Origin of the sequence: Bacillus cereus group sp. BfR-BA-01347, from assembly GCF_022663835.1 — a bacterium.
In the GTDB taxonomy this organism is placed as follows: domain Bacteria; phylum Bacillota; class Bacilli; order Bacillales; family Bacillaceae_G; genus Bacillus_A; species Bacillus_A thuringiensis_K.
The window spans coordinates 154,278-172,085 of sequence record NZ_JAKUGG010000015.1; the positions used below are offsets into that span (position 1 = coordinate 154,278).

A 17,808-nucleotide genomic window follows, 5' to 3' on the forward strand; every position below is an offset into this window, starting at 1 on the left:
ATCTTATTATATTCATTTTTAACCATAGCCAGTGCAAATGTCATAATGATAAGTAGGACACCACATTGCTATCAAGCTAAGCAAACAAAATACTCCTTAAACTAAAATGAAAAAATACATTATTTTTTCTTATAAAAGAAAAGCAAAGAATAAACTTTAATATGTATTAATCCAAACAAGAGAAGATGATTCATGTGAAACAATTTACTAAATTTCCTCTGACATTTTTAGTTATGTTCCTAGCCAATTTAGCGAACTATTATTTTATCCTATTTATGTAATAATAAAGGCCTTCCTAATTATAGGAAGGCCACGTTCTAAAATGAAAACCTATATTTGATTACTAATTAAATTACCTCAAACTGATAATATACACTTTTCCCATTCTCCCTAGTTACTTTAATTTCAGCAAATCCTTTACCAATGACATCCATTCTAACCTTTCCATTGCCCTGTACTGTATATTTGACAACTTTTTCTCCATCTATTGTTGTATGCTTTGCTGCAACTCCATCTTCTGTTCTAGATTGACCAACACGCCAACAGTCACTGCACTTTTTTGTGCTCTTAGATATCATTTCATTTTTTACATGTACGCTGTTAGTAGATGCATCAGCAATACCATTTGTACTCAACAAAATTATGGAAGTTACTAAACCTATTCCCAGTTTCTTTAACATTATTTCATCCCTCCTGTGATAATTCATAATTTTATATTAAACTGAGATTCTTTCAGGTAACTTTCATTTACCTTACAATAACCTTAAATCCCTTTCTGTAGATATCGAATTCTTTGGAAGAAAGAATTCACATAGTTTATATTGATTTTTTTAACATGGCCATGTGGATTGGCGCTACATTATTAGCTATATGTACCTTTCCGTTCATTTTCTGCTATTAGTTCATGTGTTAAATAGATCAAATACATAATGACTGAGAGAATTAGATAACTAGCAGTTTTACCTTTATCAGCAATTAAATGCCTTGCTTCGACTAGAATCACTTTTATTATTAACAAAATCTCACTAGCTCAAATGTAATAACTTATGAGTATAAGAATATTTTCTGAGCTTTAATATAATGTAAAATTAGTAAGAAACTTATTTCATGAAAAAATGTTAACTATTAAAGAATTAGAAGTGATTATATGAATAAATTATTACTATCGTGTTTATTAGCTACATTCTGTCTAAATATCGCAGGATGTTCTAATGATATGACTATACTAAAGGATAGTTCTAAACCTTCAACACCTACGAAGGCGAAATGCATTAACAAAGCTTGGTACAAAAAACATATGCCATATAATAGGTTATGCTAAAGATCATAAGGCGAATATGAATGCATATAGTAAACAATATATAAAAACATTGTAATTAATTGTTATAAATCTACCTAAAAAGACTATCAATAATGGTGGTCTTGTTTATATTGGTGAAATTGTACTAGAATGATAGAATAGATTTAACTGTATGACGTAGGGTCGGTGCTGTCCTTTCTCTTTTTTATGTAGAGGGAAAGTAGGTGACTCCTATGATGGAATATTTACTGTCTTTGCTACAAGATTTGGTGAAAGTATTTTTGACAATCCTTGTTACTGGTTATGGAAACAAACTGGTGAATAACATTGGCAAAAAAACGCAAAAGAACCTCCCTACGCCGTCGGAAGCAAAAGGGAAGTTCTAGAAAAAGAAAATAAATTTATTTAGTAACTACCCGCCTTACGGCAACAGTTACCAGAAGAGATGTATCGAGCATCTCTTCTTTTATTATATACCCAAGGTATTACTGCAATACTACTGTAGTAATAATTATATTCAATGAACACAAAAAATCAATGTGTAAACAATGGATGTAATGGACAAAAGAAAAGACACCCTAAGGTGCCTTCTTGCGATTTGAACTGTCGTAAAATAGTTGCATTTATTGAGAAATTATAAAAGCCCTCTTTCAAGTGCCTTTTTCTAATGTGTTTACATCCTTAATTGATTGTAAAATGATTGGAATACGTGAATTCACCACGATATTTAATTACAGCGACATAAGTACCACTTGTATAGCTATCTGTGATAGATGTTTGCCAAATTTCTGTTCCAGGAATAAATTCTGGTTCTATTATTTGGAATCGTTCTAGGGTACCATTTGTGTGGATTTTAAAAATTTTCATTTGTGCACCAAAATGTTCCCTACCAAAATGCTGTGTTAAGTAAAATGTATCACCAGTTATTAAATTCCCAATCTTCCAATCAGGTTGGTATGTACTTTCCTCTGAATTTTGTAAATCCATAATGGTTTTGAATCCCCAATCATCATTAAGTGGATCTGAGTAAGCTGCAGCTGCTTGTGAGGTAGGCTTACTCATTTCTACTGCAGTAAACCCACTAAATGTTAACGCTCCAATTAATGCTATTTTTCCTAATTTCATTGTTGTTTCCCCCTGCCAAATTTCAGAATTATTTAAAATCATATACAAACAATAATATAATTCGTTGTATTATATTTCAAATATTCTCTAAAAAAAACCAAAATAAAAAGACACCCTAAGGTGCCTTCCTCTTACTTATGAATCAAATTTATATTTTGTTCACTTTATTCAGTATGGTGATGATGGCCTTTGTATAGCAATAGAACCAAATCACGCTATAAGCATTAGCGGACATCATAACATTCAAAATCGGTCTTTTATGTCCGCTAATACTTAACGTAAGTTTTGGTTTAGTTCCTACACAGACTACTATATCCTCTCTAATGACTGTGGTTGCATTGTCAAATACTAAAAGCATAATATCTTTCTATATCATTATAATGATTTAATTTCCTCGTATTCCCTCATTTTCTTGTAAAATGTCGATTTCTTCATGCCAGTCTTGTCCATGAACTCAACTGCTTTGATCTTTTCCCTTCCATTCCTTGCTTGTTATACTCTTTCATGTACCAAGCATTAGAATTGAAACCTTTGAGATTCCTGTTTCCTTAACCGCAAAGAAAACGCTAAACTTCATATATACTTTTGAGGATGTTATGTAATACTAATTGGTTTTTATGATAATTATTCATAAGTAGATAATTCACTACGCGCCTCGTCTATTGTATCCCTAGCAATTCTTAATGATTTTAAACATTTACCTAGTTTCGCTAAATCTGTTTGGCTCGCAGCATCTCCATAGTTGTCTATAACAAATTGCAAGTTATCCATCGCCTTTAAAATAGATGAATGTAGACCCTTTAATTCTGTTGGGGGTTCTACATATCGTATACTTGAGATGAGATAAGACATTTTATAGAAAACATCGCCTACATCTGAAACCCATGATTTGTTTATAGTACCCTTAATTTCTGCATCAGCCTCTAACATGCTAAATCGGGTCGCCACATCAGATAGATCCTTTAAATAATCGTCCATTACCCATGCATAATGCTGCTTGTCTAAATGTTTATAATCACTTGTTTCGGCTCTTTGCTTTACTTCTTTTTGATTTCCTATATTTTTTTTATCTGCGGTTAATTCCTCAACTGCTGCTGTAATGGCTTTTATACCTTTTTTGCTACCAACAAGAGCGTCGATAATTAGAATACTACAGAGAAAAATAACAAACATGGCAATCCACTTAGCCCATTTCGGCATAAAAAAACTCCTTACTTAATATATTTCTCCTAAATTATAATACAGGATTAAAGCCCCTATAAAAACTATATCTCTTTACCTAATACCTTACCTTCTGTTTTCTCAAAATTGACATCTTTAAGTAAATCTATATCATATACAAATCCATTTCCAACATTACATCATTAAATTTAAATATAACACTATATTATGTTTCTATCAAGAATATTTTTCCAAATAAATATCATTCATAGCCTCCTCTTTTCACCATTAAACCTAATTTATACATAATTAAAAAAAAGAGGATCGCCCCATAGTAGAGCAGATCCTCACTTTCACTTCACATACACATAGGCTTCGTTTGCTGTTACATAATATGTTGTACCTTTACTATTGTGCACTCTATATTGTAGTGAATTATTTACAATTACCTTTGCATCAATAATAAATCCTAAGCCTATTTCTACAGTACCAACAACATCTTTATCCTGCCAAGATGGAGAATCATAGAAACGTAAATTATTTACTTTTGAAATAACTCTTTTATCAATTACTGTAGCAGGCTCATTACCTTGGTAACGAATATATGAAGAATCATAATAAATCCATTGATTACCACCAAGATGTAACCAGTTTCCTAATTTACCCCATACTTTATAAGCCTCACCTTTTTGTAGCTTACGAATAATACTATTTTCTGTTGATGGTCCAAAGCGGAGATTTACATTGTATCCTTCAATATATGCAATACCATTCGACTCTACTGTACCAGATATTTCATTTGTTTTTTGTGGTTTGGTATCCACTGTAACCGTGCTCCCGTTATAAACCTTTAACACGTCTGCTCGGAACTTAGCCTCAGATACGCCATGACTACGAAGATAATCTATTGGATCTTCATGGTCTGTCCCACCTAATTTATACGTAATATCCCTATGTGTCCATAATCCTTTAGAGGGATGAATATTTCGTTCTCGCAAGATTTCCCCAATTAATTCTATATATTTTTCATATGAACGTTTAAATTTCAATGGATCACCTGTCTCACACAATTCAACATGAACAAATCTAGCATTTGCTGCTGGACCTGCCCCCCATGCCTGATGTTTTGTAGATGCAATTTGAACCTTTTCATCCCAATCTACTGCGTAGTGAACAAACGCTGAACGCCATGTACGAGACTCATATTTTTGAATATTAATTGCTGGCGCCTCTGGGGTAGCTGTAGAATGTGCCACAACACCTTCATAAGCTCCAACACCATAACGGTATGGTTGTTTTGGTAAATCAGGAATAAATAGAATTCTATCAGCAAATACATTTGTTTCAATTGATAATACTAAAATAATAGCAACAACTATGGATAATATATGCTTGTATTTGTATTTCTTTTTCATTTTCTATCGGCATCCCTTTTCACAATTTTTGTATGGTCAAATAATCCACTAGCTGATAATCCGATAATCATTCCTTGAAATAAATTCATTTTAATATCTTGAGACAAAAATAAAACACCTAGCGTAATGCCAAGTGTTAAATTAAATAACGGAATATATTTTGTTTGCAGTCCAGTTGTTTTTGCAATTTGTGAAATTCCTACAACAACCCCAATCATTGCCGTAATTTCAATCATTACATACCTCCTCCTTTCAAAAAGAAGGTAAGAGCAGCTCCTATTATTCCACCAATAATAAGGCGTAGGATCCAAGTTGTATTAGCACTGATTTTATCTAATTGCTTATTGATATTAATAATGTCCTTTTCATTACCTGTCGTCCGCATTTCTAAACTCCTAATCTCTAATCGTATATCCTTAATATCTTGCCTTATTTCCTGAATATCACCTTTCACCTCTTGTAAACTATCCATTTTGCCACCTCTTTCCCACTTCTTATTTAATTCAACATAAAAAAGCCTACATTACATACGCTTTGCTTTACATCTCATTATTTTTTTGTTTATCAGCTGTATACATATAATTCAATAAAATTTCCTACATTCAATAAATTATTTACAAAGTTATTAACTTCCATAAATTAATTATTATTATCTGGTGTCATATCTTTATTCGGAGCGGATTTTGAATGAATTGCATAACTAACTTCTCTAGGGCTTGTATGGTATGATTAATAATTTGGTTCTGTAATCAATTGTTTTCTGAATTTGTATTCTGTGTTTAAATTGGAGTTTGATTTGTCATTTTGTTATCTCTCCTTGTAAAAAACCGAAAACAAATCAGACTATGTTTGCTACGTTTTCTATTTGGTTTCAGTTGTTATTTTTGTTAATTCTTCAGTTGTTAATTGCACTTTAGAAATCTTCTTTTTATACCTTCTATTCTTTAATTTTATTCTTTTTTTGTGAATACAATGTCTTTATTAACTTGATCAATTCTTTCTTTACTGCTTCTACTTCAGGGATAAAAAACCTCTTACATGTACCATTCCATAGCTTTAATAAGACAAGCTCACCATTACTGATTTTTTATTTAAATCATATCGACTTTGACAAACCAATATATAAATTACTAATCTAGAATCTTGAATGATCATCTCTTTGGTGACTTGAATGCAAGATCTCTAAGATTTCTATAAAAATAGTCTCAGCGTTTATAAAAATTTCAAACAAATTACGCACTAAACTACTCCTTTTATTCTCGAATCGATACACAAAAACATCTTAGTATATAACACCACTGACATTTTCTATTTCCAATCATACTCCAATCCAAAAAATAAATAGCCACTCATACGAGTGACTCTAATTCTTCAAGCTTATCTCACATCAAAATGTTCTTCTTTTACCCATGCATTATTTCCAATCGCCAAATAACCATCTTTTCGTGCCAAAATTCTATATGGAACAGACCCGTCTACAAAACCTGTATAATTTCCATTAGGGCTATCATACGTATTTAATACCACTGCCTGATGGATATTTTGAATAAGCACTAAACCATTGCACATCGAAATGTTCCAGAGCAGCCCATACCTCGTTTCCAAGACAAATCATAGGATTTTCATACCACGCTGCATCTATAATAAGGTAAGGTGTTTTATCATAAATTACCCTCGTAAAATATCCTCCTTGTGGTTGGCTATATAGATTAATCCCCCCGTTATTCGGATATTTATTTACAGCAATACCCAAGCCCACCGGTTGTATTGGTTTATTGTTATTACCAGCTTCATCAAAATCTACATATTGCTTAACAATTTCAGAGTAGAAGAAATTCCCTCCATTTTTATATCGATAGCCACCATTGTATGCAATGGCAATAGGCTGACTATACTTGACCATAGCACCAGTTGTATTACCAAGTGATGGCGCAACAACTGTTTTAGAATACAAATCTGCCACCGGTAATGAATGCTGTTTATTATTAGAAGCTAACCAACGAAGGTAAGCTCGTCCAAAATTATATGATTGAACAATAGCACTTAAATCTGTAATACCATTTTTCTTTGCATCATCAAAAGCTCCTTTTAGATGCTTTACTCCATAATAAGTTGAATCTTTTGGATTTTTAATTGTATTCATCGCCCAACCTTGTGATTCACTGGACTGCATAATATCAGGTGTTGTTTCAGAGTTTCCTCCACTCTCTACCATAATAATCCCAAGTACGTAGGGAGCTAATTCAGACACACCTTGTGCTGAACATTCACTTTCTACCATTGATTGCCAACGTAACACTTGTTGTGGCAGATTCTTTGTTTTAACTGAAGCAGCTAATATACTCATTACTAAATCTCTCCTTATTTTCCTATTATTTTTTTATAGGACTCTTAATTTACTAAGTACATCTAACATTTAAATGAAAAATTTTTTTAAAATTACTTCATGTTGCTCACCTTCTTTCACAACAAAAAGAGCAACCATAAAAATAGTTGCCCTTTCGTCGAAATCTTATATTACTACTATAAATCACTTTTTCAATACTTTCTGTACACTGCATATACCCTACAAAAAGGTAACATTAAAATAATCTGTACCCTTTGTAAAGGACATTTTGAAAAAAGTTAGGCAACATCAAGAAGATGATTTCTGTATCCAACAGGAGTCATCTTTTTTAAATTCCATTGATATCTATAATGATTATAATACGTCATATATTTCTTAATCTCTTGTTTCAATTCATTAAAGGACGCGCAAGGTTTTATATGAGCTTCATCTTTCAGATGACCAAAAAACGATTCTTGTGGGGCGTTATCCCAACAGTTTCCTCTTCTTGACATGGATTGTCCAAGGTTTAGCTTTTTGACTAGCTTTTGATAGGTAGGGCTTGTGTAGTGGGATCCTTGATCTGAATGAATATAAGCACCTTCAGTCAATCGAATCCGCCGATTCCTTTTTAGTTTATGGAGAGTTGTCGTTACGAGCTCTAATGTCATCTGTTCTGAAACATGGTAAGCTAAAATTTCATTAGTTGAACCGTCTAAAATTGTAGATAAATAGGCCCTTTGATTCTTACCGTAAACTAAATAGGTGATATCTGTAAGAAGTGTTTTCCCTGGGGTATTTTGTTTAAATTCCCGATTTAATTGATTCGGTACTATTCGATGTTCTTTTGTAGCTTTAAGCATTCTTTTATAAGGATTCGCTTTGCGAACCGGACAGACAATCTCGTATTTCTTCATAATTCTACGGATACGCTTTAAATTGTAGACAACTTGAAACTGACCCGCCAATGTCATCTTTATCTGACGAGCCCCCTTCTTTCTATTTCTAAATCGAAGTGCTTTTAATATGATTTCCTTCAAGATTTCATCTCGATCACTCTTTTGTTTCCGTTGTTCTTGAGATGAAACTGAAAAGTAATTATAGCCGAACGGGATACACCAGCTACTTTACACAAATGACTGACCATATTCCTTAAGTTGTATTTCATGATGACAGAACGAATCAAGATGAATTTCTGACTAGGTGGTAGTGTTATTTCCTTCTCATCCTCCCTTCCATAAGTTTGATTTTTTTTAGCAATTCATTTTCCGCCTTTAGTAAGTTTCGTTCAGCTTCTAAACGGGCATACTTTTCTTCTAACGTAAGCTCTTTCTCAAGAGTTCTTCCAGCGTTTTCGATACGTGTATCCCTTAAACCCAATACACCATTTTTTCTATAAGCAGCACGCCATCCACTTCCCGATGACATAACCCGTTTCATTCCAATCATATCTATATCAAAACCACATTCTTCAAAAATATTTCGAGGTAGCTTTCCTTTTTCATTTTCCTCAATAAAAATATGCTTAAATTCCTCTGTATAAGTGATACCTTTCTGACTTACAGATTTTACGTATAGGTTATTTGATAGAATTTGAATTTCTCTTTCTGTGAATAGTTTTTTTGTCATTTTCAACATTCTCCGATCCCAATTTTCCTTTTATTATACAAAAAATACCCTATAGAATAGACTTTTTTTAAGTGTCTATTCTATAGGGTACATTTTAACATTCCTAAGAGCTTTTTTAACATTTCATTTTCCGATTCTAATCGTCGGATCTTAGCTTCGGGATCTTCGGGTCTAACCCTTGATCTACCTAAACCTGGTCCTTTTGCTTTACCGCGTTTTTCTTCTAGTCCTTTGATTCCTTCAGCCTCAAAGTATTTCACCCAACGACTTACAACCGAGTGATGAATACCTAATTCTTTCGCAATAATTTTATAGCTCATGCCTTCTTTTAAGTATAAATCCATAGCTTTTTTCTTAAATTCTACATCGTAAGTGACTCTAATTTTTCCCATAAAAAAATCCCCTCCATAGTAAATATGGTTAATGTTCTTTCTTTTTACTGTCTACTATATCAATTAAGATGTCTCCTTTTATCTACACACTTGTGTTGTTAAAAAGATTTATATTGCCTAATACGTTAAAAAAGATAGAAATCATCGATTAAGCTTATTATGGCGGTATTACATAATATTATATAAAGAGATTTACTTATGAAATGTCTATATATGATAATTGTCTGTTACTTGTTTTAATTCATTTACTCATAATACTTTTGATGGCTCAAGTAATAGAGCCTTTTTTAAACCAAAAACACTAAGGGGCTTTCCTATAAACTATACATCTCCTTAAAAATATAATGTAATTTTAACTTTCTATAACGAGCAGCGATGTTTAGGTCACTATCTTTAAACTAAAATACAGACGCTACTTTTACTTACAACAGGACTTAGCTGTAAATTAATTAATGACACATAACGTAACTACTGCAGTTACAATATTAATTGACATCAATTCTTTTTTAAACATTAAATTTCCTTTGTAAAAAATATTTCACAAATTATTGCACCCACCCGCTGGAATTAATAACATTCCAAAGAAGACACTCCCTACCTAGTTCACAAATTCTTAGATTCTTCATACCAATAACCCCTTATCTAGCAAACTACTATCAATTTTTTTAGACAGATTTATAAAATTAAATACTGATGATTTTCATATCCTAAACCATTAATTTTTAATACTTTTCCGCATCATGAGATCTATAAAAAAACAAGTGGAACAAAGACGAATATCTTATGTCCAACCCAAACTACATATATTACCAAAAACTTGACTTTTTACGGAAAAAATAGTAAATTTTGTTTAGTTGGCAATTAAAATATAAAAATATTCAAAATTTTAAAAAGGAGAATTTTTATGAAAAAAAAAGTATTCGCTTATATAGGTAGCAGAAATCCAAAATCTAGTTTAACTTTATATGTTAAAAATTTATTGGATAAACTAAATAAAATAAATGATATTGAATATGATTTGTTTACTGCTGATAAAACAAACATAAATCATTCTACGGGATGCAAAAACTGTTTTAATAAAGGAATTTGCGACCTTGATAAAAAACCAGGAGATCATATGGGAGTATTAAAGAAAAAAATGCTAGAAGCAGATTTTATTATTCTAGCTAGCCCTGTATATTCTCATAATGTTTCAGGAGATATGAAAGCACTTATAGATAGACTAAGTTCATGGTGTCATTTAATGCGTTTAGCTGGAAAATCGGGTATTGTTTTAGCTTCTGCAGATAGTAATGGAGAGATAACCGTTTTAAATTATCTAGAAAAAATTTGTTGTTATTTAGGGATAAATATAGTAGAAAAGATTGGAATTGTAAAAATGAACCCATCTAGTGAAGAAAGATTTGAAGAATATATAAGTTTGATTTCTCAATATTTAAGTGATAAACAAATTGTAAAGAGTAATGAAGCATTGGAAGTTGTCTTTAAAACTATGCAATATATCTTTGCTAATTATCCGGAAAATCATGTAGAACATCTGTTTTGGAAAAATAATAATTTACTTGAATGCAATAATTTTCAAGAAGTACTTGATAAACAACTAGTTTTTCAAGATGTCCTTGATACCCAAGTCATTTAAGTTTAATTATCAAAACCTAATTTATATTAAACAATATATAATAAAATTTAAACTTCGCTAAATAAGTCCGAATTTTACAACAATCATTCAATATATATTGTTAGTATAATTAAAATCATCTAAACAGTGGGATTCTTATACTACTAAAAACAAAGCTCAGTTTTGGTATCGTCGGTGTACAAAATTACAAGATGATGATATGTAATCATTTCACCCTCGACAGTTCATATAAGTTCTTAGGATACTGTACTGTTAACATACCGTAAAAGTTGTCAATTCTCTATTATGTATTGATTTCTATTCCTTAACTTTAAATGCATCTTAATATGTGTCTCTATTTAAAAGCGATATTTTCATCCCATACCTAAAAGCGTACTATAATCTTTTAGATACCTTATCGTATCGTAAAATTTATAAATTAAAAAATGAAAGACGCTAATATAAAACGTACCCAATCGAATAGATCCTTAAAAGGATCTATTCGATTGGGTACTCCTTGTTTAATAGGAAGAAATTCAAAAACAAAAAAATTCAACTAAGAAGACTCCTATTAAATATATAAATCATCTTTTGCTATTTATTTATAATAATAATAATAAAAACAAGTTAGGAGAGAACCTAAAACTGCTGCGATTATATAAATTCTAAAATATTCTTTTTTAAACACCTAATCACCCCTTATATATCCACATTATACCAAATTAGTTATATAAAATCCATAAACGAGTATGAATTTTATATAACTAATATATGCCTTTAATTTAAATGATTATTCTATTTCAAATTTATGGTTGCAAAGTGATATATTTTTCTTCATTGCTATCTTTAAATTTATTAAAAAACTGAGAATAGTATCCATCTGTATTTATTAATTCATCATGTGTCCCGCTCTCTATAATCTCTCCATTGTCCATTACAACTATAAGGTCTGAGTTCATGATAGTTGTTAAACGATGGGAAATAACAATGCGGGTACATCTGATTTCACTTAAATAATTATCAATTTTTTCTTCATTTACATGATCTAAGGAACTTGTAGCTTCATCTAATACTAAAATAGAAGGATTATAGACAAAAGCTCTTGCCAAAGCTATACGTTGACGCTGTCCTCCAGAAATATTCATACCCATCTCTGAAACTATAGTATTATATTGCATTGGCATTTGAATAATTTCTTCATGTACTTGAGCAATTTTAGCAGCCTTTACGATCATTTCTGAATTAATTTCAGGATTATTTAACGAGATATTATCATAGATAGTACGATTAAATAGGGTTACATCTTGTGGAACAACACCTATATTCTTCCTTAATGAAGATTTATCATATTTATTTAAATCATGCCCATCATATTGTATGTATCCTTCTGTAGGCTCGTGCAGCCCTAAAATCACTCTAGCCAAAGTACTCTTACCTGAACCAGATTTTCCAACTAAGGCTACCTTTTGTCCAGGTTTTATATGTAAATTAATTTGGTTTAATGATTTTTCACTATACTTTGTATATGAAAAACTTACATTTCTTAATTGAATTTCCCCTTTTAGTTTTTCGAACTTTATTGGGTCTGTGGTATTATATTCCACGGGGGTATCTAATACATCTCGAACTCTCTTAAGATATGATCCTGTAATTACAAAGGAGTTATATGTTTGCAAAATAGAATTACTTAATGAAAAGAATTGATTAGCTATTGCATAAAAGGAAATTAATCCCCCTAGGGTAAGTATTCCACTAAAAACTTGATGTGCACCTAACCATAATACCATTAAAGGTGATAAAACAGCTAAGGTACTCCCTATTGTGGTAACATAATTTAATATATTTCCTTTGCGTTTGTACGCTTTTAATAATTCTTCAAAGGAAGATAGCCACCTTTTATAAATAACATTCTCCATCCCTGTCATTTTCACTCCAAAAATTCCATATAAAGTCTCTGTTTGAATTCCTTGAACTACTGTGCTTTTGGTAATTTCATTTTGGTTTGCTTCTTTAATTAAAGGTTTACTAATTAGGGTTAATAATATATTCAAGGTTGTAATTATCAAAACTAATCCAGTTAAAATTACTGATTGATACATCATATAGCCAAATATAAAAATTATCAGACCTAGATCTAGAATACTTTTTATAATTTGTGAAGAGATCATATCACGAATAGCTCTAAGACTACCTATACGAAATAATATGTCCCCAAAAGACCTTAGTTGAAAAAATTTATATGGTAATTTTAAAACATGATAAAAGAATTCTTGCATCATGCTTTTATCAAGATAATTTTCTAATCTAATTAAAATTCTCCCTCGAATAAAAGTAAATATTGCTTGCACCATGACCACTATTATAATACCTATTAAAAAAAGTTCTAAGGTTTCTTTTTCCTGGGGTGTAATAACTTTATCTATAATAAATTGGATAAGATTAGGTATACCTAATGCTAGACCTTGAAGTATTAAAGATGAAAATATAATAAAAATAACCAAATTAGTATTTTTAAAAAAAGTCTTAATCAAAGGAAACCATAAGTTCTTTTCTTTTTGTCTTTTAAATTTTTCTGTCGGTTTACAGGTCATAACATATCCTGAATAATAATTATTAAATTGATCGCAACTTAATTTTCGACGACCCATTGCAGGATCTACTATAACAAATCCTTTTTTAGTTATTTTTTCTAGAACAACATAATGTTTATTTTCCCAGAAAATTACAGCCGGTAATTGAATATTCTCTAATTGCTTCGTTGAAGATTTAAAGCATTTTGAATTAAAACCTAATTGTTTACCGAGTTGCTTTAGTGCTAATAAATTTGTTCCATCTCTTCCGCTACCTGCATACTCATGTAACTCATAAAAAGAAACAGCACTTTTGTAATATGCTGCAATCATTGCTATGCAGCATATTCCACACTCGGTTTGTTGCACTTGTTCGATAAAGGGTACTTTTCTTCTAGAAGATACTTTCGTATTCATTATTTCCCTCACCTGATATTTTAAATTATATTTTTTAATGTAGTTAAAGTTAAATGCTAATTATATTAATTTTAAACATGTATACCTGGCCCAATATACTATTTTAAGAAAATTTCCACTCGATTGTTTATTATGCTTATAACGTTATAAACAGCTATTCGCTTTTTCAATTTGCAAAGGGATTATTTTAGTTAATATTTTAATAAATATCTACTTTTCACACAAAACAGTCCTTATTTAACAGAAAACTCTTTTTAACGTATAGCAAATGCCTTGAATATAATTTTTCTATATGAGAATAAGATTTAATTATTATAAGTAATAACTATTTTTAATCCAAATTAAATATCTAAAAATTGATATTCATTAGATGAACCAGTATAAAGAGGAATCTCTAATGCTAAAATAGAAGGAATATTTGAATTCCATAACCTTAGTAAGCCATATCCAATACCAGCTATTCCTGTCATTAATCCTAACATTTCTACTTCTGTATCATTTCCATATTTCCATCCTTCCTCTAATCCATTTTCTAAAGTAGCATTTCCTAACGAAATTACCATGTTTTCTAGAGTTTCGGAATTTAGATATTTAGAACTTAAAAGTAAAAAATCTATATTGCCAAAATCTCCATGGCAAAGGCAGTGTGTAAAGCCGAATCCATCATCAAGTGTTTTTTTTATAGAGGTATCCAAATCATTCGTAATTCTATCTTCTTGATAATATGATAAAATCATCAATCTACCTAACCCTATACCAGGAGCACCATGGCACCAATATACTGGAAGCTGTTCTACTTTTGTTGGATTCCTCAAATCTCTCCAATTGTTATTTTTATATACAAAAAATTCATTTTCATAGTTAATAAGATTTAAGCCGATTTGTAAAAATCTATCATCATTTAACAAATTACCTAATTTCACCATTGACCAAGCTATTCCTGAGGCACCATGAGCAAAACCTGTCCATAATGTCTTATCACGAATTTGTTTTGAAATTTGCATAGTAAGCCTTTCACCACATTTTTTAGCTAAATTTAAAATCATGATATTACCATCAACAGAATATACCCTTAGACAAACTATTAGTGCACCTGCTAAACCACCTATAAAATCAGAGCTACTATCATTTTCAATTGATTTTTCGAAATCATATGTATATTCATATATTCTATTATAAACACTCTTATCCTTCCAGATTATCCCTAAATATGCTAATGAATATACAATAGATCCAAACCCAGAAAAAACACTTGAAGACTCTTGAGACGTATGTAATCTAAATACACTCTCAACGTATTGTAGTGAAGCTTTTGATAATCTTTTAAAATCTTCACGTTTAGTTTCTTCAGCTAACAGTGCTAAAAAAATTGTAATTCCTAAAGAACCATCGTATAAATCTAATCCTAAAGGGGACAGCCTTAATTTATTATTTGTATCACAATTAATACCAAACCAGTGAGCTTCGGTTTTATTTTTATTCCAAAAAGCTTTTTCAACTAAATATTCTCCGATTTTTTCTGCTTCTGATAGAAACCGTTTATCTTTAAACCTATTTTTAGATGTATTTAAGTTTAATTTAGATTGTTTTTCTCTTGGATTTTTTTTTGTTTCCTTTAAGGTTTGTAGAGAGAGCTTAATTAATTCTAATTGATCCTCACAATCCTCTTTACTAAGTATTACACATCTATCAAGAACTTGCTGTAAACTATTTTTGGGGAAGAAGTTTTTAATTTCTTTTTTCCTACTATCAAATATGCTGGTGCTATTCCCTTTAAATGTAAAATAAGGCACATCATTATGTAACAAATCCTTACACTCACTAGGAATTAAAGAAATGAATTTTGGGATATGGATGGAGGTTTGCCAAAAATAATCAAATAGTTGAACTCTATTTAGACCATCTTGTAAATAATCCGGATGTAAACTAGCCGTTAAAAATTTACTATATGCTTCTGTCGCTCTTACAACATGCCTGAAATGATCGTTTGAAAATTTATATAATGGGCCGTTTAATGATAATAACTCTTCTTTATTTTCTAAAAATAAATCATACATTTCCCTAAACCCTATTTCAATTATAGAAGAAAAATCATAGGCATTAATAGCCAATCCATTAAGAAAAGGTAAATTTTCACTCCCAATTGAATTCATTGACTCCTGTGTTAAATACATTTCATCTGTTTTTGCTTTTTCAATTTTCCACACCTTAATTTTTTGAGATTCTTGATTACTTTTTCCACCTAAACCACTTAAGTCATAATCAATTAAATTGTCGTCTGAAAACTTAACAGGAAGCATCATTGATCCTAATACAGAATTAGATAAATTCTGTTGCATGTCTACTAATACGCTATCTGTATTTTTTAATTCAATATTATTACTAAATAAAGTTTCTAAATCTATAAACATAGGGTGCTCCCCATGTGCAATTAGATTTTCATAATGAAAATCTCTAGAATATAGAAGATAAAAAATTGCAAGATACGAACCCTGTCGTTTATAAAAGTTTTTTACTTCTTTTAAACTAGCACACTCTTGGTGTTGAACAAATTCTTGCCATCCATAATTATTTTTATCAACCACTGCATTTTCTTTTAATGTGATTGTCTTTTTTTTATTATTAATCCATAAAAGAAGTTCTTGAAAATGTTTATCTACTGATAATGACCTAGGCTTATATACTATCTTATCTCCTGATGTAAATTCTAGAATCATTACACTTTGTCCTTGTTGATGTGTATCGCCAGCTCCACCATGAATATGGATTAACCTATTAAAATTGCCTTCGCAGGTATTTGCTATTTCAATTTTATCCCTTATAAATCTATTAATAACTTCAAGGTGAACAGAAATACAAGTTTCAATTTCTTCAATTATGAGTCGTGCTAAAACAGGATAAGCTTTAAAAATCTCTATTCTATTTTTTTTCTCAGCTAAAAACGTACTTGTGAAATAATTGTATCGTTCCGTAGGAGTATTGCCTTTTAAACTGCTTCCAATACGAGCAAGATTTAATTCAAAGATTAACGTTCGAATACTAATATTATAAATTTTTTGGTGAAGTGTTTTTAAAATTGAATTAGTTACTGATGTAATTTCAATATATTCTTTAATATCATGTAGTTTGTTAAATTCACTTAAGATATGCTCATAGGCATAAGTTATAAAAGGTCTATAAAATTCAAGGAAAAAATCATTTTTTTCAGTAATAACCCATTGTTTATCTTTTAAGTTGTTATTTGTTTTTGTTTGAACAATTTTAGATAAATTTTTTATCCATTTAGCATCTTCTTTTAACAATGGTCTTTCTTTATTAGCTAAAATTCTTTGCATATCCTCTTCAACTAAATTATTAACATGCAATCTTTTTTTCCATATTTCATTATTAACTCCTATTTTGTCCCGCCATTCTTGTATCTCATTTAGATGCGATAGACCTTGTTTTGTATCATAAGGATTTCGTTCATCTAAATATGTTCCTTTATAGAATTCTATACTTTCATTAATCGTTTGAACCATAAGATGTACCTCCAATTTAGAAGAATTTAATTCTTAAATATTAACAATAAATAGTCCTTTAACCTTATTACATAGTGTTAAAGGACTATTGTTTTGGTATTTTTTAATAGACAAAAAGAAATATGAAATTAACCATAATATATCAATTTATCATTTTATTTAACTTTAATATTATAAATAACTAAAGTTATCCTTATAATAAGTTTATTGGATTTAAAGGTCGGTTCTACATTTACTTGAACATTTTAGCGTAGGTAATACAGCACTAATTACTGCACCACCAGCAGCTGTTGCTAATATTGTTACTGTTGGTGTTGCTTGTGGCGTTACATCT

General features: G+C 30.4%; 11 protein-coding genes and 2 pseudogenes. 1 reads left to right on the forward strand and 12 read right to left on the reverse strand.

Annotated elements, in window-relative coordinates; translation table 11 throughout:
• Positions 1-347: 347 nt before the first annotated feature.
• From MR143_RS21270 to MR143_RS21310, 9 genes and pseudogenes are all read right to left on the reverse strand, one after another.
• Complete coding sequence (locus MR143_RS21270) at positions 348-680, reverse strand: hypothetical protein (protein WP_000914230.1); 333 nt, start codon at positions 678-680, stop codon at positions 348-350.
• Between the two features lie 1,301 nt (positions 681-1,981).
• Positions 1,982-2,425 carry a DUF5065 family protein gene (locus MR143_RS21275; RefSeq protein WP_242280952.1) on the reverse strand — a complete coding sequence of 148 codons (444 nt, stop codon included), beginning with the start codon at positions 2,423-2,425 and terminating at the stop codon, positions 1,982-1,984.
• 624 nt (positions 2,426-3,049) lie between these two features.
• The gene (locus MR143_RS21280) at positions 3,050-3,625 is read right to left on the reverse strand and encodes a hypothetical protein (protein ID WP_242280953.1); all 576 of its coding nucleotides are present in this window, start codon (positions 3,623-3,625) and stop codon (positions 3,050-3,052) included.
• Between the two features lie 314 nt (positions 3,626-3,939).
• The gene (locus MR143_RS21285; protein ID WP_242280954.1) at positions 3,940-5,001 is read right to left on the reverse strand and encodes an N-acetylmuramoyl-L-alanine amidase; all 1,062 of its coding nucleotides are present in this window, start codon (positions 4,999-5,001) and stop codon (positions 3,940-3,942) included.
• Positions 4,998-5,237: a hypothetical protein gene (locus MR143_RS21290; RefSeq protein ID WP_000570186.1), complete on the reverse strand. Its 240-nt coding sequence runs from the start codon at positions 5,235-5,237 to the stop codon at positions 4,998-5,000. The genes MR143_RS21285 and MR143_RS21290 overlap by 4 nt, the downstream gene beginning before the upstream one ends.
• Positions 5,237-5,473, reverse strand: coding sequence for a hemolysin XhlA family protein (locus MR143_RS21295; protein ID WP_016083106.1), 237 nt, complete (start codon positions 5,471-5,473; stop codon positions 5,237-5,239). The genes MR143_RS21290 and MR143_RS21295 overlap by 1 nt, the downstream gene beginning before the upstream one ends.
• 905 nt (positions 5,474-6,378) lie before the next feature.
• Positions 6,379-7,348: pseudogene (locus MR143_RS21300) on the reverse strand (lysozyme family protein).
• 278 nt (positions 7,349-7,626) lie between these two features.
• Positions 7,627-8,965: pseudogene (locus tag MR143_RS21305) on the reverse strand (IS3 family transposase).
• Positions 8,966-9,036: 71 nt separating this feature from the next.
• Complete coding sequence (locus MR143_RS21310) at positions 9,037-9,348, reverse strand: transposase (protein ID WP_242280955.1); 312 nt, start codon at positions 9,346-9,348, stop codon at positions 9,037-9,039.
• Positions 9,349-10,252: 904 nt separating this feature from the next.
• On the opposite strand from MR143_RS21310, the gene MR143_RS21315 reads away from it, so the two are divergent.
• Complete coding sequence (locus MR143_RS21315; RefSeq protein ID WP_242280956.1) at positions 10,253-10,987, forward strand: flavodoxin family protein; 735 nt, start codon at positions 10,253-10,255, stop codon at positions 10,985-10,987.
• A gap of 785 nt (positions 10,988-11,772) precedes the next feature.
• Here MR143_RS21315 and MR143_RS21320 read toward each other — a convergent pair.
• The 3 genes from MR143_RS21320 to MR143_RS33490 all read right to left on the reverse strand — a co-directional run.
• The gene (locus MR143_RS21320; protein WP_242280957.1) at positions 11,773-13,953 is read right to left on the reverse strand and encodes a peptidase domain-containing ABC transporter; all 2,181 of its coding nucleotides are present in this window, start codon (positions 13,951-13,953) and stop codon (positions 11,773-11,775) included.
• A gap of 341 nt (positions 13,954-14,294) precedes the next feature.
• Positions 14,295-17,474 (reverse strand): type 2 lanthipeptide synthetase LanM family protein, encoded by a 3,180-nt coding sequence (locus MR143_RS21325; RefSeq protein ID WP_242280958.1) that lies wholly within the window; start codon positions 17,472-17,474, stop codon positions 14,295-14,297.
• Between the two features lie 213 nt (positions 17,475-17,687).
• Positions 17,688-17,808, reverse strand: a 121-nt coding sequence (locus MR143_RS33490) for a class II lanthipeptide, LchA2/BrtA2 family (RefSeq protein ID WP_374266673.1), incomplete at its 5' end; no start/stop codon positions are given.